This is a genomic window from Dyella choica, assembly GCF_003977665.1.
Classification (GTDB): domain Bacteria; phylum Pseudomonadota; class Gammaproteobacteria; order Xanthomonadales; family Rhodanobacteraceae; genus Dyella_B; species Dyella_B choica.
This window is the reverse complement of the sequence record NZ_RYYV01000011.1, coordinates 102,268-119,294: the sequence shown is the minus strand read 5'-3', so window position 1 is coordinate 119,294 and position 17,027 is coordinate 102,268. Positions and strand designations below refer to the sequence as shown.

Sequence of the window (17,027 nt, the reverse complement as noted above, 5' to 3'; positions counted from 1 at the left end):
CAGCCTACAGAACTCGCCTTTCACGTGCTTTGGGTCCAGTCATCGACGGCGAGTGCGCCATCCGGAACGAGTGTGAATGCTTTGTCGTGAGTAATAAGCGTTGCGTTTGCGGCAACGGTATGAGCGGCAATCATCATGTCGAGTGCTCCCAAGGTGACACCCGCCGACACGCAGGAGGCTCGCAAATCACCGTAGACGGTGGCGGCGCGTTCATCCCACGGCAATACCTCGACGCGCAGCAAAAACTCACGAATGACATTGGCCAGAGCAGCGGGATGGCCTTTACGGGCCAGCCCGTAAAGCAGTTCGGCCTGGGTGATGACGGAAATGACGATGCTGTCCATGGGTAACGCGGCGAGTCGTTCGCGAACCTTGGGTGGATGCCCCTTGATGACGTAGCTCGCCATGTTCGTATCGAGCATGCAGCGACTCAAAACAAGCTCCTTTCCTCGGCGGGCAGGTCTTCACGATCCACCATGAAATCCGCTGGGATTTTGGCGCGGTTGGCAAGGTCAAAAAATTCTTGCCAGGAAGCAGGCTTAGGCGATAGCACGACGTCACCGGTCTGGGGATCGCGGCGAATGAATACTTCCGATCCCTGGAAGCGAAACTCCCTCGGCAGCCGGACGGCCTGGCTTCGCCCGGTGGTGAACAACTTAGCGGTAGCAGACATGGCTAGAAACCCCTCTTGGTACCTATCAGGAATATATATCCAATCAAGGTACATATCAAGAATACCTACCGTGCAGGGCGACGGGGCCAATTGAGGTATCTCCTTAGGACGTCTGGTTGATCGGACGCACTACGCGGCCATCAGCCGATGGCTGACCAGCGGCAGTTCGTGGCCGAAGGTACAACGACCGACTGGCTGTACCCCGGAGCGCGATCAGCCGTGCGGTCAAGTCCGTCAGCAGCGCTACGGTGTGCAGGAGCTGCGGCGAAGTTCACACGGTCTGCCAAATACACCGAAACAATTTACTGCGAAGGCGAAATAGCTCAGTAACCAGGCATTTCCATAATACAGCCGTTTTAATAGCACAGTGATTGCCCATGAATACCAATAACCCCATGTCAAAGCAGCAGGAAAATATGTCGACTATTTATCAAGCGCTAAAAAGGAAGCTTTTTGTATTATTGCTATTGAGATTTACACCCGTTCCTGCTTTATGCGCCAGCGCATATGCCGGCCACACCTTTCCTTTCAACTTTTTGCAAGGCCCCTGATACGCCAAAAAACATTGAATTCCAAGATCAGTATGGTAATCAGTCCCTTTTGTATTCGAGTGATTGCCGTCCGGGCAATGTTTGTAATATCTCCATGAAAGGCGGATCTGCGCCTGATTTCGGATCTGATTTGAATTTGGAAGTAACTGTTTTTCCTCATGATGCCGCAGTGGGGACAACAACGGTTACCTTATCGCCAAAAGATAGAACGACATGTGAGAAAGTGGGCGGAAAATTGGGACTTTCGCTAGAGTATCATTCAAGTGATCCATTCCATTATTCCATGCAAGTGCTTAAGTTTTGTCTTGTAGATCTTTTCTCATCCGAAAGCCTGATCCGAGTCAAAGCTAAGCAAGAAAAATGAGCCTGACATGATTAGCTTTCCAGCGCGCCTCAAGGCCTTCCGTGTGGAAGAAACGGATGCTGGGGCGAGGCTGGGCTGGAGCGTCGAGCTAGGGAAACTCTGAATAAGTTCAGTGTTTCCGCGGGCCAGGGATGGCCCACCGCAGATCACGCACACAAGTGCCTGATCTGGCGTAGCTTAAGTCCGGGCGTGTACCGGACTTAAGTGCGTCTGAAAAAGTTCGTGACGTACTTTTTCAGACCATCCCTAGGGGATGAAGCGTTAGACGGGCCAAGACCGATTACCCAACGGTGCGTGGTTGCCCGTTGATTCGCATGGCCCAGCAGCTGACGAGCTAAGGACTGTTGTAGGGCGCTTTCCTGCTCGACGGTTGCAAGCTTTCGAGCAGGCCACCGCAGGGCAACTGGATCTGCTTTCGCGAGTCGCGGCTCCTACGCCTACTGCGATAAAAAACGTGGGAATATCTCAACGGTTACGTCCCAATCCCCACCACTCATCGCAAGGAAGTCGATTCCGACATCGCCATCGCGTTTGACGTCTTCTGGCGCCAAGGCAACGCCCGCCACGCAGCGATGACCTGCTCCGGTGCAATCGCATCGACACGCGTGCTTGTCGGGGGGCCGCCTAGTACCTGCACCGCTTCCGGTACAAGGCTGCGCGGCCGCCAATGACTGGTGGGTACCGAACCGAACATCACCACCAGCGGACAGCCCATGGCCGCGGCAAGATGCGCCGGCCCCGTGTCCACGGAAATCATGCTGTGTGCAATCGCGAGCAAGGCTCTCATGCGTGGCAGCGGCAATTCCCTGGCGACGACTTCCACGCCAGGTTGCGCCATCGCCGTGCGAATGCTTTGCAGATAATCGTGCTCCGCCGGTGATCCACACAGCAGCATGCGTGCCCGTGGCAAGTGGGCACGAATGGCGGCAACGACGCTTACCCAGTGTTCGATCGGCCATGACTTGTCATCGTCGCTGGCCTTACGCACGCCACTCCAACGCAGCGTGCGTTTGTTGACGGGCTGCAGCAGCACCAGCGGATGTCCTGCAAGACCCCGCTCGGCCAGCCATTGGTCGCATTCCGCCCGTTCGTTCGCGCTCACCACGAATTCAGGCGCAGCGCCTGTGGCAGCAGCTACATTGGCGAAACGCTCGACGAAATCAGCTGGCGTAGCGTCGGCCAGATCGAGCAGGTGTTCGATCCAATGCCCTTCGGGCGCCAGCGGAATGTCATTCAGAAACACGCAATGGCGTTCGGGAATACCGGCCAGCTTCAGCAGCAGCCGAATTCGTTCCAGCGAGCGCTGCTGGGGCTCGCATACGTAAACGGGAACGTGCCGCAGGCGTCGCAAGGCAGTGATCGCGCGCCATTGCTCTGGACTCAGCGGCAGCGGCCGATGATAGGAGCGCAGCGCGATCACTTCCGCCACGTCGGGCTGCCCATGATACAGATCGATCGCATAGCTGCCTGCCGCAAACAGGATGCACGGCTGACCATAGCGGGCGTGCAGGCGACGCAACAGCGGCTGCAGCAGCAAGGTATCGCCGAGCCGGCCAAAGCGGATGACGAGCGGAGAGGAAGGTATCGGCATGCGAAGTGGCAACAGTGCTCGTCATGGTTGCACGATCGACAAGCATGCTTGCCGGTCGCTTTCGGGAAACTTACCGCATTTTCTTGCCGCGAAACGGTGGCATGCGCACGGCTCACGCTTTGCCCGTGCCCGGCTCCTCGTTGCTCGCCACCAAAGGCGTATCGGCGTCCGGCCCTTTCGTTGGCGGCGCCTCTATCTCAGCGTCGGCTTCGAACAGCTGATTGAGGTCTGCCAACGCCTCGCGCGTGGTCTGCACGAGCTTGGCTTCGTCGTCGTAAACCAGGTATTGCAGCTTGAGCAGCTCGGCATCCTTGCGGCGGAAACGTTCCACTTCCGCCGTGGCCTCCTCTGCGCTCAGGCCCAGTGCTTCCAGCGCCTTGCGGCTCATCTTGAGGCTGGAGAACAGCGTCTCGCGCACTGGCTCCTCGACCCCCAGATCCATCAATCGCCACACGTGCTGGCGATTGCGCGCGCGCGCGATGATTTTCAGATGGGGGTATTGGCGATGCACCACCCGCGCCACTCGCAAGCTGGATTCGGCATCGTCCGTGGCCAGCACGAAAACTTCGGCCTTGTCCGCCTGTGCCGCGCGCAGCAGCTCCGGACGGGCCGGATCGCCATAGAAGATGTCGTTGTCGTTGCTGAAACGATGCACCAGGTCCAACTGCTCCACGGAATGGTCCAGCGCGACGAAGGGGATTTTCCGCGAGCGCAGGATGCGCGCGACGATCTGGCCCATGCGCCCGTAGCCAGCGATGATCACACGCGGATGATCCACCGTGATGGTGTCGAAGGGCCGCTGCGGCGCCTGCTTTTTCTTGGCGCCGATCAGCTTGGCGGTGACGGCCACCAGCACTGGCGTCAAAGCCATCGACAAGGTGATTGCAAGGACCAGCATGGCGCCTTCCTGCTCGGCGATCAGGCCTTGCTCCATCGCCTGGCGTAGCAGCACGAAGGCGAATTCGCCCCCGCAGGCCAGCAACACGGCAAGACGCAAGGCATCGCTGCGATGCAGCCCGCCGGGCTTGAGTCCGAGCGGCCACAGCAGCAGGCCCTTCACCAGCAGCAGGCCGAAGGTGAATCCCAGCACCAGCAGCGGCGCCTGCAGCAGCAGGTCGATCCGTATCGACATGCCTACGCTGATGAAGAACAGGCCCAGCAGCAGGCCCTTGAACGGCTCCAGGTTGGATTCCAGTTCGTGCCGGTATTCCGAATCGGCCAGCAGCACGCCGGCCAGGAACGCCCCCAGCGTCACCGAGATGTGGAATTTCTCCATCAACAAGGCCGTGCCCATCACCACCAGCAAGGCGGTCGCGGTGGAAACCTCCGCCGAATTGGCGCGCGCCACGAAACGGAATACCGGGCGCAGCAGGTAACGGCCACCGATCACTACCGCCACGATCACCGCCACGGTGCGGGCCACGGCCATCGGGTCGACGCCATGCCGGGATGAGGTCGAGGCCAGCAACGGCACCGCCGCGATCAACGGAATCGCCGCCAGGTCCTGAAACAGCAGGATGGCGAAGGATTGCCGGCCATAGGCCGACGACGCTTCCTTGCGCTCGCCAAGAATCTGCAGGCCGAACGCGGTGGAAGACAGCGCCAGGCTGCCGCCGACGATCGCCGCTGCATTCGGGGCAAGGCCAAATCCCAGGTGGGCGATGGTGCCCAGCACGAGACCGCTGACCAGTACCTGCAGCAGTCCGGTGCCGAAAACGGCGTGACGCATCACCCATAGGCGTTTTGGCGAAAGCTCCAGGCCGATCACGAACAGCATCAGCACCACGCCGAACTCGGAAATGTCACTGGCGCGGCTGGGATCGGCGATCAGGTGCAGCTCGGCCGGGCCGATCACCACTCCCGCCAGCAAATAGCCCAGCACGGCGCCAAGACGGAAGCGCTTGGCAATGGGCACGGCAATGACCGTGGCCAGCAAGAAAATGACTGCCGTTTCCAAAAGACGATAGCTGCCCACGACCTTTCCGCCTGCCCATTCCTTACGAGCGATTATTTCACGCAGAGGCTCCCAAGAGCGGCTGACGGCCTCGCATCGAGCATGCGATCATTCGGCCCCATGAAACCGATCACTCGTCTGCTCGCCGTTTTCGCGCTGCTGCTGGCATCGTCCGCCTGTGCACAGTCCGGCATACCGATCTACGGCTACGAAGTGGTGCATACGTATCCGCACGACACCAAGGCGTATACGGAAGGCTTGTTTTTCCTCGACGGCTATCTCTATGAGAGCACCGGCACGGAAGGCGCATCCTTCATCCACAAGCTGGACCTCGATACCGGCAAGGTGTTGCAGCAAGTCGAACTGCCGCCGCCCGACTACGGCGAAGGCATCGTGACGTGGAAGAACCGACTGATTCAGCTCACCTGGCAATCGCAGCACGGCTATGTCTACGACCTGAAGAGCTTCAAGCGGATCGGCCAGTTCAGCTATCCGGGAGAAGGTTGGGCGCTCACCCGCGACAGCACGCACATCTACATGAGCGATGGCACGCCAACCATCCGTGTGCTCGATCCGGAAACGCTCAAGCAAGTGGGTAGGATCGATGTGACCTTCGAAGGGCGGCCGCTGGTCAATCTCAACGAACTGGAATGGGTGAAGGACAAGCTCTACGCCAATGTCTGGCTCACCCACAATATCGTTGAGATCGATCCGGCCAACGGCAAGGTGGTGGGTGTCATCAATCTCACCGGGCTCGGTCCCGGTCCGGGCGAAATGAGCGATCCGGAGAATGACGTGCTCAATGGCATCGCTTACGACGCAAAAAGGGACCGCCTGTTCGTCACCGGCAAGCGTTGGCCAAAGATTTACGAGATCAAGCTGGTGCCGCCGAAGTCCAGTCAGTGAAGGTAGGCCGGGGTGCAAACCCCAACCTACTCCGCTTCCAACTGTTGCAAGATCAGTTCCGCCAGGCGCGCGACGGCGGGCGCCGGCTCCGCTTCACTGCGGTACAGCGCAAGACCCAGCTTCGGCAACGTCGGCAAGATCGCCGAGTCCAGTGCATGCAAGTCGGCTGGCAAGCCGAACGGCGTGCGTACGCTGATGCCCAGCCCAGCCTTCACCGCCGCCCAGGTACCCGCCAGGCTTGCGCTGGTGAAGGCGATGCGCCAGGCCAGGCCGGCGCGGTCCAGGGCATCGATGGCGGCGGTACGCATCAGGCAGGGTGCTTCCAGCACCACCAACGGGAGAGGCTCGCCGGTTTCGAACGGCAGCAGGCCGGAGTCGGAGCCGATCCAGCGCATCGGCATGCTCCGGATGTGCTGCATGGGCTGCGTGTGCCATTCGGTTTCCCACGCCAGCGCCAGATCGAGTCGACCGGCATGTAGCGATTGCATCAGGGCCGCATTGCGCGCGATGTGGACTTCCACCCGCAGCCGGGGATGAGCACGCTTGAAGCGTCCCAGCACTTCGGGCAGCACGCTTTCGCCGAAATCCTCCTGCAAGCCGAGCCGTACGCGTCCCTCCAGCTGGACGCCGCGCACCGCGCTCACCGCCTCGTCATTGAGTTCCAGCAGGCGCCGCGCATAGGCAAGCATGACCTCGCCCGCCTCGGTCAGCGCCATGCCGCGCCCGGATTTGCGCAGCAGTGCCGTACCGGCCTGATCCTCCAGCTTTTTCAGCTGCGCGCTCACCGCCGAGGTGGACCGGCCCAGACGGTCGGCGGCCTTGGCGAAGCTGCCAAGCTCCACGCCAGTGGCGAAGCTGCGCAGCACATCCAGATCGAAATGAACCCGCCGCATGATAATCGTCCTGTTTTTTGGAATTGTTCGTGCACAATTTCCTGATTTTCAGAATAATGCTGAATCGTTAGGCTGCTCCCGTCAAGCCGCCCGTGCAGGAGCATTTGCCATGATCACCATGCAGTACCGCATCGGCCTGCCCGCCGATTACGACATGGACATCATTCGTCGCCGCATCGCGGATCGCGGGCATCTGACGGACGATTTTCCCGGGCTCGCCTTCAAGGCCTACCTCTATGCGGCAGGCCGCGAGAACCTCTATGCGCCGTTTTACCTGTGGCACGACAGCAAAGGCATGAACGCCTTCCTCGGCGGCGGAGGCTTTGCCGGCGTGGTGGCCTCGTTCGGGCGGCCGATGGTGCGCACCTGGTCAGTCTGGCGTGCCGATACGGCCGCCGATCTTTCGCCGGCTCGCCAAGCAACCCGCGCGATCATACCGATGGCCGCTCACGCCGGACTGGAAGCCTTGCGCAGCGAGGAAAGCAACAAGCTACAGTCCGACCTGGAGCGCGGCGCACTGGCAGCCATCAGTGCTTTCGACCCAACGCACTGGACGCTGCTGCGCTTTCGCCTTTGGCCCGACGCGATCGCCCGGGCCGGTGCCGACGACACCGATGTCTACGAGATCGGCCATATCTCGCAACCTGCCCGCCAACCCTGAGGAGCCCGTCATGCCACTCGTCCGGATCGCTTTACGCCGCGGCAAACCCCCGGCTTATATCGCAGCCTTGCGCAACAGCATTTACGCCGCGATGCGTGAAAGCTTCAACGTGCCGGAAAACGATCGCTTCATCCTGGTCAGCCAGCATGACGCCGAGGAGTTCGACTACGATCCGAACTACCTGGGTATCGCACGCAGCGATGACCTGGTGATCGTGCAGATTGCCTGCAACAACACGCGCACGGTCCAGCAGAAGCAGGCGTTCTACCGCAGCGTGGCGGAGAAGCTGGCGGCAGATCCTGGCGTACGGCCGGAGGACGTCTTCATCAACCTGCTGGAAACGGCCAAGGAAAACTGGTCGTTCGGGAACGGGATAGCTCAATACGTGTGACGGCGAAATTTGTAGATCGCCAAAAAAGTCACCTCGCCTCGTGGCCGTCATTCCCGCGAAAGCGGGAATCCATTTCCACGGTGGCAGCAGAGCAAGATGGATTGACCGGCCTTCGCCGTTGAAAAACTCCTCCGCTTTCGCGGGAATGACGGCCGTGAAGGAACGCATACTTTCACGGCAACGTACATAGCCGCGCGAAAACGAAAGTTACTCGCGCAACCACCGCGCAGCATCCAGCGCGTAGTACGTAAGAATTGCATCCGCCCCGGCGCGTTTGAACGCAGTCAGCGTTTCAAGCACCACCGCGCGCTCGTTCAACCAGCCATTGAGCGCCGCGGCCTTCAGCATCGCGTATTCGCCGCTTACCTGGTACACGAACGTCGGCACGCCGAAGGCATCCTTTACGCGGCGCAGCACATCCAGATACGGCAAACCCGGCTTCACCATGACGGCATCGGCGCCTTCGGCGATATCCAGCTCCACTTCGCGCAGGGCCTCATCGCTGTTGCCGATATCCATCTGATAGGTGTGCTTGTTGCCCTTGCCGAGGCTGGCGGCGGAGCCGACCGCATCACGGAATGGTCCGTAAAACGACGAGGCGTACTTGGCGGAATAGGCAAGAATGCGCGTATGGATGTAGCCGGCCTGTTCCAGTGCCTCGCGGATGGCACCAATGCGGCCGTCCATCATGTCCGAAGGCGCGACGAAATCCATGCCCGCCTCGGCCTGCGCCAGCGACATCTTGATCAGCGCCTCGACGGTAGGCTCGTTCATCACGTAGCCGTTCTCGTCGATCAGACCGTCCTGGCCATGCGTGGTGTACGGGTCCAATGCCACGTCACCGATCAGCCCCAAGTCCGGGTATTTCGCCTTCAGCGCACGCGTCGCGCGCTGCATCAGTCCTTGCGGATTCCACGCCTCGGCCGCGTCTTCGCTCTTCGCCGCAGGACCCGGCGAGGGAAACAAGGCCAGCGCGGGAACACCCAGGCGCACGCATTCCCCGGCCAGTTCCAGCAGGCCGTCGATCGACACTCGTTCCACGCCCGGCATGGACGGGATCCCTTCGCGCTTGCCTTCGCCGTCGATCACGAAAGCCACCATGATCAGGTCCGAAGGCAATAGCGTGTGCTCTCGCATCAGGGCGCGGGAAAAGGCATCACGGCGCATGCGACGCATGCGGACGGCAGGGAAGTTCATGCACGAATCTCTTGCGAAAACCGTGCGTAGTTTAGCGCTGGCACCGCGGCAGCGTCCGGACAGAATGCCGCGTCCCAAGGGCTGCCTTGCGGCAGCTCCAGAGCCCAAGGAGCTCGTTGTCGGCGCAGCAGGGGTGGCACCTGTAAAGCCCTACCCTCCGGACCGCTGAACTCAGGCAAGCCATGCTGGACGAATCCGGCAACAACGGGCAGTCTTGTAAGGTTCGTTACCCTGGATTCCCCATGGATCGCTCCATCTCTGCACCCACTCTGCTGGCCGATCTCGGCGGCACCAACGTCCGTTTCGCGCTCGCCGATACTGCTTCCTCCGATCCGCTTCTACTGGACAGCGTGCGACGCTACCGCGTGAAGGATTTCGATACGCTGGCCGCTACCATCCGCCAGTATTTCGCCGACACCGGCCATACCGCCCAGCAGGCGATCATTGCTGCCGCCGGTCGCATCGCCAACGGCGAAACGGTACAGATCACGAATAACCCTTGGGCCGTGTCCGCGCACGGCCTGGAGACGGAGCTGGGCTTCGAGCGCGTGCGCCTGGTGAACGATTTCGCCGCACAGGGCATGTCGATTCCGCTGCTCAAGAAAGACCAGTTGCAGGCGGTCGGCAGGGTGCTGCCGCCGGAGCACAATCACAAATCGGCGCAGACCTTCGTGGTGATGGGCCCGGGCACGGGTCTGGGCGTGGCCGGCTTGCTGCTGCGCCACGGTCACTGGATCGTGTTGGAAACCGAAGGCGGCCATTCCGGCTTCGCCGCGCATACGGCCGAGGATGTGGAGATCCTGCATCGCCTCAACGCGCGCTTCGGCCGCGTTTCGAACGAGCGCATGATCTGCGGCAACGGCCTGGTCAATCTCTACCTTGCTCTGGCCGACATCGCCGGCCAGCCCGCGCAGGAATACACGCCAGAAGACATCACCGCACGTGCCACCGACGGCAGCGACGCCTTGTGCGTGCGCACAGTGGAAACATTGGCCGGCATCTTCGGCAGCGTGGCCGGCGACCTGGTGCTGAGCCTGGGTGGCTGGGATGGCGTCTACCTCACCGGCGGCGTGCTGAAGATCCTGATGCCATGGCTGCAGAGCGGCGGGTTCCGCGAACGCTTCGAAGCGAAGGGCCGCTTTCGCGATACCATGGAACGCGTGCCCACGATTGCCATCACGCACCCGGAGCCGGGCCTGCTTGGCGCGGCGGCGCTGGCGGTGCTGGAATCCGGCCGCAGCTTGCCCAGCGAGTAATCACATACGTTCGTCATTCCCGCGCAAACGGGATCCATTGCTCTCACGCAACGACGTAGCTGGATTCTCGCTTGCGCGGGAATGACGGCCTTGAAAAAGGATGAGGATCGCCATGCCGCGCTCAAATACCGCATTCCTGTTCGACCTCGACGGCACGCTGATCGATAGCGTTTACCAACACGTGCTGGCCTGGAAGGAAGCGCTGGATGAAGAAGGCGTGGTGCTGCCGGTGTGGAGCATCCATCGCAAGATTGGCATGAGCGGCGGCCTGTTCACCAACATCCTGCTGCGCGAGACCGATCTGGACATCACGCCGGAACGGATCGAGCGCCTGCAACAGCGGCACGCGGAAGCCTTCAATCGCCATCACACCCAGGGTTCGGTGCGTCCCCTGCCGGGTGCTCGCGAGCTGCTGCAGTTCCTGAGCCAGGAAAAAATCCCCTGGGCGATCGCTACCAGCGGCCGCATGCGTACCGCCGCGCACAATCTCGCCGCGCTGGGCGTCGATCCCGATGAAATACCGGTCGTGACGCGCGACATGGTGCGTCATGCCAAGCCAGATCCGGACTTGTTCATCGCTGCCGCCGAACGGCTGGGCGTGGACATCCATCGCTCGCTGGTGATTGGCGACAGCATCTGGGATATGTTGGCTGCCCAGCGGGCGCGGGCGCTAGGCGTGGGACTGCTCTCCGGCGGCTATGGTCAGGATGAATTGCAACGCTCGGGCGCATTTCGCGTGTATGACGATCCGGCCGACCTGCTCAGGCACATCGACGAAGTCGCCGCGCGCGACTGAGCGTCATCAAAATGATCCGCAAGGACGCAAAGGAACGATGCGAAATAGCACCTTTGCGTAGGCTGGGATGACAATCCCAGCATTCGCGCAGTGGCATGCATGGCAATGCTGGGATTGGCATCCCAGCCTACGACGTCAGCCTGGTGCGAGCAGCGCATCCAGATCGGCCTGATCGAAGCTCAGCTTCTCGCGCGTACCGCCGCCCTCCAGCACCGCCTGGGCCAGTTCCGCCTTGCGCGCCTTCAGTTCTTCGATCCGCTCTTCCACCGTGCCCGAGGTAATCAGGCGGAACACGAACACCGGCTTGTCCTGCCCGATACGATGGGCGCGATCGCTGGCTTGCGCTTCCGCGGCGGGGTTCCACCAGGGGTCATAGTGGATCACCGTGTCCGCGGCGGTGAGGTTGAGCCCCACGCCGCCGGCTTTCAGCGAGAGCAGGAACAGCGGTACGTCGCCTTCCTGGAAGCGCTGCACCGGCTCGGCGCGGTCGCGCGTTTCGCCGGTGAGCATCACGTAGCTGATTCGATGGCGCTCCAGTTCGTTCGCGATCAGCTTGAGCATTTCGGTGAACTGCGAGAACAGCAGCACCTTGCGCCCTTCGGCGAGCAGCGCAGGCAACATGTCCATCAGCAGCTCGAACTTGGCCGAATCGCGCACGCCGCGCGCGGCTTCCAGTTTCACCAGACGCGGATCGCAGCAGACCTGGCGCAGCTTGAGCAGCGCATCGAGCACCACGATGCCGCTGTGCGCGATGCCACGCTGTGCAATCACCTCACGCAGCTCGTCGGCCAGCGACAGGCGCAGGCTTTCGTACAGCTCGCGCTGGCGGCCGTCGAGCACCACACGGCGGGTGATTTCCGTCTTCGACGGCAGCTCTGACGCCACTTGCGCCTTGGTTCGGCGCAGGATGAACGGCGCCAGCCGGCGATTGAGGCGCGCCTGGCATTCTTCATCGCGCTGCTTTTCGATCGGTACGCGGTAGTGGCGGCGGAATGCCCCTTCATCGCCCAGCAGGCCAGGCACAGCCAGATCCACCTGCGACCAAAGTTCGCCCAGGTGATTTTCCAGCGGCGTGCCGGTGAGGCAGATGCAGCGCGGTGCGCGCAAAGTGAGCGCCGCGCGGCGCGCCTGCGTGCGCGGATTCTTCACCTGCTGCGCTTCGTCGAACACGATCAGCGAGAAAGGCTGCTTGCGCAAGGTCACCACGTCGCGCGGCAGCAAGGCATAACTGGTAAGGATGATGTCCTGCACAGCGATCTGCGAAAAATCGCCACTGCGCTGCGGGCCATGCAAGGCGAGCGCGCGCAGCGATGGCGCAAAGCGCGCGATTTCCGCCAGCCAATTGGGAATCAGGCTGGTGGGCACCACGATCAACGCGGGCTGTTGCAAGGCGCCACGCTCTTTCAGCGCCAGCAGGTGCGTAATCAGCTGCAGCGTCTTGCCCAGGCCCATGTCATCGGCCAGCACGCCGCCAACGCCGGCTTCGGCCAGTGCGTTCAACCAGCGCAGGCCTTCGCGTTGATAGGGGCGCAGTTCAACCGTGAGGCCCTCGGGAATGGCGTCGCTCGCGCGTTCAGCCGCATCGCGCAGACGCGCGGTGAAGCCGCGCAGCTGTTCCGGTGCCTGCAGCTCGCCGCCGGCCGGCAACGCCTCGACGATTTCTTCCAGGCGCCCTGCCTGCACACGCGGCAGGTGCAGTTTTTTCTTCGGCTTTTCGAGGTATTCGGCGAGCGGCGCCAGCAAGCCGCGCAGCTCCTTCAGGCGCACCGGCACACGACGACGGTCGTCGACCGGGGCGTACCACACGGCATCATCCGGCTCGTTCGGCGCCGGGCTGAGATTGAGTTGATGCTCGGCCAGCGCCTGCGCCACGGCGGGCAGCAGGTTGCGGCGCTTGCCTTCCACCTCGATGCCGATCTCCAAGTCGAAGGCGTGGTCGTCGGCGTCTTCCACCGCGTTGCCGTACCAGCGCACCGGACCTTCCAGCACTTCGAACGGAAAGCTCGGCGCGTACTCGAGCAGGAAGCCTTCCGTTTCAAGCTTGGGTCGCAGGGCCAGCCAGCGCGCGGGAGTGTTCACTTCCAACGCGCCTGCGTGTCCCTTGCCGGGAAACAGCCAGGCGTCTTCCGGCAGCGTGTCCGCCAGATCCCAGGGTAAGCCTTCGGTATCCACTCCCAGGGTGAGGCCGGCGCGTTCGAGCTGCTCCATCGTGGACAGCTCCTCCGCGCGCTTGCGCGTGATTTCCACCAGCTGGCCGTTGCGCACGCGGCGTACCAAGGGCTCGCCGCCACGCCCGGGCAGGCGCTCGCCGGCATAGTCGAACGCAAGCCGCGCATAGGCCAGCGGCGGCGTACCGGCCGCGAGGCGGGCATGGCGCGTAAGTGCATGCAGGGTCAGTACGGGCTTGGGGGCGAGCTCGGCGCGACGCAGTTCGTCGAAGACCTGCGGCAGCGGAATGCGCTGCGCCAGGCGGCTCGAAGGCAGGTGGCGGCGCAAGGCCCGGCTGTATTCGTGCTTGAGCGGCGGCAGGTCCAGCCAATGGGTTTCTTCCGGGTCTGCTTCGAGATGGCCAAGCTCTGCCCGCTCCGCGTCCAGGTACCACAGCCCTTCGATGCGCAACAGGCGCTGGCTGTGCGGCAACGCCGGCAGCAGGCGCTGGCTGCCGTCCTGCTCCAGATGCCAATGCCAGTTGAGTTGGTGCGATTTGCCGCGCGACAGGCGCAGGCCGGCAAGGCCGCCAAGGAAGCAGGGCGCGGTATCCAGCATCTCTGCCAGCAGGGCATTGCCCACTTGGCCTGACAGGCGCGCGTAGCTGCGCGATTTGCGCAAGGCCTGCGGCAAGCCCAGTGCGGTGGTCGCCAGCCGCTGCTCGTGCAAAGTCAGCACGGAATGCGCAAGCAGTTTGCTTTCCAGCGGGGACGGACGGGTGAAACGGCCATGCTCCCCCGGCACCAGCAGTACCGGGGCGGCATCCAGGCGTGCGTAAGGCGCGCCGTCTTCAGGCATCACCTCGAAAAAGAAACCGAGCAGCACATGGTCGTGCGCCGCGGCCACAGGCGGCCGCCCCAGCAGCTTGCGCCAGGTGCCGGGCAGGCTTTCCTCGCGCTCCCCATTCGGGGCGGAAGGATCGCGGTGCTGGTTCTCGTCCGGTAGATGCATGCGCATGCGATCCCTGGGGCGACCAAAACCTTGAGCTTAGCAGCGATCCGGGTGCGTGCCGCAAGCGGTTACGCACACTCCTCCCAAGGGAAGCTCCGATTTATTCAGAGCTTCCGCGGTGCAAGGATGCACCGCCCACGAATCAAGCACGTAAGTGTTTGATTCGTGGTAGTCGCGTGCGGACAAATCCGCCGGGAGCGGATTTGGACAGCCCCTGGCTGGCCCGTAGGGCTTGCTCCAGGGATGGAGCAAGCACATGCGCCGCGCGCGACGCGTCTGAAAAATCCAGGACGGATTTTTTCAGACCATCCCAAAAACCTTTCTTCAATGCGTTCCGAACAAGCCCTGCGGGTATTCCGGCTTCTGCTCGCGCGCCATCAGCGCCTTCATGCCTTCGACCGGCGTGACCTCGCCACGCAGCACGGCGCGCACGCCCTTGCTGATCGGCAGGTCCAGCCCGTGCTTGTCGGCAAGACGCGCGACTTCGTTGGCGGTGACCATGCTTTCGACCACCTGGCCGATCTGCGCCACCGCTTCATGGATGCCGACGCCTTGCCCCAACGCAAGCCCCAGGCGCCGGTTTCGCGAAAGATCACCGGTGCAGGTCAGCACCAGGTCGCCGAGGCCGGACAGGCCCATCAGCGTCTCCGGTTTCGCGCCCAGCGCCACGCCCAGTCGCAGCATCTCATTCATGCCGCGGGTGATCAGGCCCGCGCGCGCGTTCAGGCCGAGCCGCATGCCGTCGGCCACCCCGGTGGCAACCGCCAGCACGTTCTTCATCGCGCCACCCAATTCCGCACCCAGCACGTCGTTGCCGGTGTACACACGGAAGTTCGGGGCGTGCAACAAGTCGGCAAGCCGCTGCGCGAACGCCTCATGCTCGGAGTGCACCGTCACCGCACTGGGCATGCCGGCCGCCACTTCGCGTGCGAACGACGGGCCGGTAAGCACCGCGGCGGCCCGACCCGGCAGCCTTTCGGCCACCAGTTCATGCAGGAACCGCCCGGTGCCAGGCTCGAAGCCTTTGGTCGCCCAGGAGATGCTGGTGTCCGGACCGAGCAATGGCACGAGCTCGCCGAGCATTTGCGCGAACGCATGGCTGGGCACCACGATCAATACCGTGGTAGCACCATGCACTGCCTTGGCCAGATCAGGCTCGAAGGCGAGTCCGGCTGGCAGTTCCAGATCCGGCAGGTAGCGCTGATTGCGATGGCTGGCGGCCATCTCCGCCAGAGCCGCCGCATCGCGTCCCCACAAGCGGGTGGGAACGCCATTGCGCGCGGCCAGCGTGGCCAAGGCCGTGCCCCAGGAGCCAGCCCCGAGGACAGCCAGGATCGGCTGGTCGGTCATGTTTTCAGGCCTGTTCGCGGCTTCAGCTGTTGAGCGTCGGCGCCTCGCCGCTCGCGCCCGTGCGGCGCTGCTGCTCGGCGTACAGAGCCTCGAAATTGATCGGCTGCAGCAGGAACGGCGGGAAGCCGCCTTCCTGCACCAGGCTGGAGATCACCTGGCGGGCATACGGGAACAGCAGGTTCGGGCAGTAGCTGCCGATGATGCCGGCCTGCTCGGCTTCACTGAAGCCGGCAATGCCGAACAGGCCAGCCTGGTGCACTTCCGCCAGGTAGGCGGTGCGCTCGTTGATGGTGCAGGTAAGGGTCAGGGTGAGCACGACTTCGTAGAGGTCGTTGCCGAGGCCGGTGGCGCGCTGGGACAGGTTGAGCTGCACCTGCGGGGCCTCGGTGATCTCGCCGATTTCCTGGTAAATCTGCGGCGCATTGGGCGCCTCGAAGGACACGTCCTTGACGTAGATCTTCTGCAGCACGAGCTGCGGTTGGCTGGCCGAGCCTGTGGCCAGGCCGTTGGCGGTGATGTCTGCCATGGGTATCCCTCGGGTTCGATAAGCTAAGGCGCACAGGCGCAAAGGTGGGGAATTGTTCCATACATCCCCGCCTGCCGCCATGTGGGCAAAAGCCGTCAACGTGGCTATGGATTGCACATCCGGCTGTTTTTGCTGGATAATGCACGGCTCGCCATGAGTCGACCCGGCCTCCGGGCATGTCCGCGACGCGATGCGGACCTCACGACTCAAGGCGGAAGCAATACCCTCCAGCATCGCGTGGCGCAAAGCGCCGCTGGGCCGATGTCGCCCTGGCCAACGGGCGGTCTACAAATCTACGGAGGTCATCATGGCCCGTGTATGCCAAGTCACCGGAAAGGGTGTGCAGACCGGCAATAACGTCTCGCACGCCAACAACAAAACCCGCCGCCGTTGGTTGCCCAACCTGCATGAGCGCCGGTTCTGGGTTGCCAGCGAAAACCGCTGGGTGAAACTGCGCGTCTCCAACCAGGCGCTGCGCACCATCGACAAGAAGGGCATCGAGGCCGTGATTGCCGACCTGCGTGCCCGCGGCGAAAAGATCTGAGGAGCGTTGAGCCATGTCCAAGAGCAAGAGCGACAAGATCCGCCTGATCTCGTCGGCCGGCACCGGCCACTTCTACACCACGCAGAAGAACAAGAAGAACACCCCGGAAAAGTTCGAGTTCAAGAAATACGATCCGGTCGTGCGCAAGCACGTGATCTACAAGGAAGGCAAGATCAAGTGACCTGCCGTTAGGCAGGTCATCCCGGCGAAAGCCG

The 17,027-nt window shown here is 62.5% G+C and carries 17 protein-coding genes; 8 read left to right on the top strand and 9 right to left on the bottom strand.

Features of this window, described 5'->3' with window-relative positions; all coding sequences use genetic code 11:
* Positions 1 to 20: 20 nt before the first annotated feature.
* Entirely contained in the window at positions 21 to 422 is a 402-nt protein-coding gene (locus tag EKH80_RS15290) for a type II toxin-antitoxin system VapC family toxin (protein ID WP_126685640.1), read from the bottom strand.
* A gap of 8 nt (positions 423 to 430) precedes the next feature.
* Complete coding sequence (locus EKH80_RS15285; RefSeq protein ID WP_126685639.1) at positions 431 to 673, bottom strand: antitoxin; 243 nt, start codon at positions 671 to 673, stop codon at positions 431 to 433.
* A gap of 507 nt (positions 674 to 1,180) precedes the next feature.
* Between EKH80_RS15285 and EKH80_RS15280 the strand changes: the two genes are divergently transcribed.
* Positions 1,181 to 1,588, top strand: coding sequence for a hypothetical protein (locus EKH80_RS15280; protein WP_126685638.1), 408 nt, complete (start codon positions 1,181 to 1,183; stop codon positions 1,586 to 1,588).
* 493 nt (positions 1,589 to 2,081) lie between these two features.
* On the opposite strand, the gene EKH80_RS15275 is transcribed toward EKH80_RS15280, so the two are convergent.
* Positions 2,082 to 3,179 (bottom strand): glycosyltransferase family 9 protein, encoded by a 1,098-nt coding sequence (locus EKH80_RS15275; protein ID WP_126685637.1) that lies wholly within the window; start codon positions 3,177 to 3,179, stop codon positions 2,082 to 2,084.
* A gap of 112 nt (positions 3,180 to 3,291) precedes the next feature.
* Entirely contained in the window at positions 3,292 to 5,154 is a 1,863-nt protein-coding gene (locus EKH80_RS15270; RefSeq protein WP_126685636.1) for a monovalent cation:proton antiporter-2 (CPA2) family protein, read from the bottom strand.
* A gap of 99 nt (positions 5,155 to 5,253) precedes the next feature.
* Here EKH80_RS15270 and EKH80_RS15265 point away from each other — a divergent pair, with 99 nt between their 5' ends.
* The gene (locus EKH80_RS15265; RefSeq protein WP_126685635.1) at positions 5,254 to 6,039 is read left to right on the top strand and encodes a glutaminyl-peptide cyclotransferase; all 786 of its coding nucleotides are present in this window, start codon (positions 5,254 to 5,256) and stop codon (positions 6,037 to 6,039) included.
* Positions 6,040 to 6,065: 26 nt separating this feature from the next.
* On the opposite strand, the gene EKH80_RS15260 is transcribed toward EKH80_RS15265, so the two are convergent.
* Positions 6,066 to 6,932 (bottom strand): LysR substrate-binding domain-containing protein, encoded by an 867-nt coding sequence (locus EKH80_RS15260; RefSeq protein ID WP_126685634.1) that lies wholly within the window; start codon positions 6,930 to 6,932, stop codon positions 6,066 to 6,068.
* A 109-nt stretch (positions 6,933 to 7,041) separates the two neighbouring features.
* Here EKH80_RS15260 and EKH80_RS15255 point away from each other — a divergent pair, with 109 nt between their 5' ends.
* Positions 7,042 to 7,593, top strand: a complete 552-nt coding sequence (locus EKH80_RS15255; RefSeq protein WP_126685633.1) for a DUF4865 family protein — start codon at positions 7,042 to 7,044, stop codon at positions 7,591 to 7,593.
* Positions 7,594 to 7,603: 10 nt separating this feature from the next.
* On the top strand, positions 7,604 to 7,984 hold the full coding sequence (locus EKH80_RS15250) for a tautomerase family protein (protein ID WP_126685632.1): 381 nt from the start codon (positions 7,604 to 7,606) through the stop codon (positions 7,982 to 7,984).
* Positions 7,985 to 8,191: 207 nt separating this feature from the next.
* On the opposite strand, the gene hemB is transcribed toward EKH80_RS15250, so the two are convergent.
* On the bottom strand, positions 8,192 to 9,181 hold the full coding sequence (gene hemB, locus EKH80_RS15245; RefSeq protein ID WP_126685631.1) for a porphobilinogen synthase: 990 nt from the start codon (positions 9,179 to 9,181) through the stop codon (positions 8,192 to 8,194).
* A 242-nt stretch (positions 9,182 to 9,423) separates the two neighbouring features.
* Here hemB and glk point away from each other — a divergent pair, with 242 nt between their 5' ends.
* Both glk and EKH80_RS15235 read left to right on the top strand, forming a co-directional pair.
* On the top strand, positions 9,424 to 10,437 hold the full coding sequence (gene glk / locus EKH80_RS15240; protein ID WP_126685630.1) for a glucokinase: 1,014 nt from the start codon (positions 9,424 to 9,426) through the stop codon (positions 10,435 to 10,437).
* Positions 10,438 to 10,549: 112 nt separating this feature from the next.
* Positions 10,550 to 11,233 (top strand): HAD family hydrolase, encoded by a 684-nt coding sequence (locus EKH80_RS15235; protein WP_126685629.1) that lies wholly within the window; start codon positions 10,550 to 10,552, stop codon positions 11,231 to 11,233.
* A 135-nt stretch (positions 11,234 to 11,368) separates the two neighbouring features.
* Here EKH80_RS15235 and EKH80_RS15230 read toward each other — a convergent pair whose 3' ends face one another.
* From EKH80_RS15230 to secB, 3 genes are all read right to left on the bottom strand, one after another.
* Positions 11,369 to 14,392: a DEAD/DEAH box helicase gene (locus EKH80_RS15230; RefSeq protein WP_126685628.1), complete on the bottom strand. Its 3,024-nt coding sequence runs from the start codon at positions 14,390 to 14,392 to the stop codon at positions 11,369 to 11,371.
* A 324-nt stretch (positions 14,393 to 14,716) separates the two neighbouring features.
* Entirely contained in the window at positions 14,717 to 15,742 is a 1,026-nt protein-coding gene (locus EKH80_RS15225) for an NAD(P)H-dependent glycerol-3-phosphate dehydrogenase (protein WP_126685627.1), read from the bottom strand.
* Between the two features lie 22 nt (positions 15,743 to 15,764).
* Positions 15,765 to 16,268, bottom strand: coding sequence for a protein-export chaperone SecB (secB, locus tag EKH80_RS15220; RefSeq protein WP_126685626.1), 504 nt, complete (start codon positions 16,266 to 16,268; stop codon positions 15,765 to 15,767).
* Between the two features lie 307 nt (positions 16,269 to 16,575).
* Here secB and rpmB point away from each other — a divergent pair, with 307 nt between their 5' ends.
* Together rpmB and rpmG are read left to right on the top strand one after the other, a co-directional pair.
* Positions 16,576 to 16,812: a 50S ribosomal protein L28 gene (gene rpmB / locus EKH80_RS15215; protein ID WP_026635436.1), complete on the top strand. Its 237-nt coding sequence runs from the start codon at positions 16,576 to 16,578 to the stop codon at positions 16,810 to 16,812.
* 13 nt (positions 16,813 to 16,825) lie between these two features.
* Positions 16,826 to 16,993, top strand: coding sequence for a 50S ribosomal protein L33 (rpmG, locus tag EKH80_RS15210; RefSeq protein ID WP_126685625.1), 168 nt, complete (start codon positions 16,826 to 16,828; stop codon positions 16,991 to 16,993).
* Positions 16,994 to 17,027: the final 34 nt, after the last annotated feature.

Excerpts from the sequence above, each read along its gene's own strand:
- EKH80_RS15255 (WP_126685633.1), top strand. The coding sequence starts at position 7,042 with ATGATCACCATGCAGTACCGCATCGGCCTGCCCGCCGATTACGACATG.
- rpmG (WP_126685625.1), top strand. The coding sequence starts at position 16,826 with ATGTCCAAGAGCAAGAGCGACAAGATCCGCCTGATCTCGTCGGCCGGC.
- EKH80_RS15290 (WP_126685640.1), bottom strand. The coding sequence starts at position 422 with ATGCTCGATACGAACATGGCGAGCTACGTCATCAAGGGGCATCCACCC.
- EKH80_RS15285 (WP_126685639.1), bottom strand. The coding sequence starts at position 673 with ATGTCTGCTACCGCTAAGTTGTTCACCACCGGGCGAAGCCAGGCCGTC.
- hemB (WP_126685631.1), bottom strand. The coding sequence starts at position 9,181 with ATGAACTTCCCTGCCGTCCGCATGCGTCGCATGCGCCGTGATGCCTTT.
- EKH80_RS15275 (WP_126685637.1), bottom strand. The coding sequence starts at position 3,179 with ATGCCGATACCTTCCTCTCCGCTCGTCATCCGCTTTGGCCGGCTCGGC.
- secB (WP_126685626.1), bottom strand. The coding sequence starts at position 16,268 with ATGGCAGACATCACCGCCAACGGCCTGGCCACAGGCTCGGCCAGCCAA.
- EKH80_RS15265 (WP_126685635.1), top strand. The coding sequence starts at position 5,254 with ATGAAACCGATCACTCGTCTGCTCGCCGTTTTCGCGCTGCTGCTGGCA.
- EKH80_RS15250 (WP_126685632.1), top strand. The coding sequence starts at position 7,604 with ATGCCACTCGTCCGGATCGCTTTACGCCGCGGCAAACCCCCGGCTTAT.
- EKH80_RS15260 (WP_126685634.1), bottom strand. The coding sequence starts at position 6,932 with ATGCGGCGGGTTCATTTCGATCTGGATGTGCTGCGCAGCTTCGCCACT.
- EKH80_RS15280 (WP_126685638.1), top strand. The coding sequence starts at position 1,181 with ATGCCGGCCACACCTTTCCTTTCAACTTTTTGCAAGGCCCCTGATACG.
- EKH80_RS15235 (WP_126685629.1), top strand. The coding sequence starts at position 10,550 with ATGCCGCGCTCAAATACCGCATTCCTGTTCGACCTCGACGGCACGCTG.
- rpmB (WP_026635436.1), top strand. The coding sequence starts at position 16,576 with ATGGCCCGTGTATGCCAAGTCACCGGAAAGGGTGTGCAGACCGGCAAT.
- EKH80_RS15230 (WP_126685628.1), bottom strand. The coding sequence starts at position 14,392 with ATGCATCTACCGGACGAGAACCAGCACCGCGATCCTTCCGCCCCGAAT.
- EKH80_RS15225 (WP_126685627.1), bottom strand. The coding sequence starts at position 15,742 with ATGACCGACCAGCCGATCCTGGCTGTCCTCGGGGCTGGCTCCTGGGGC.
- glk (WP_126685630.1), top strand. The coding sequence starts at position 9,424 with ATGGATCGCTCCATCTCTGCACCCACTCTGCTGGCCGATCTCGGCGGC.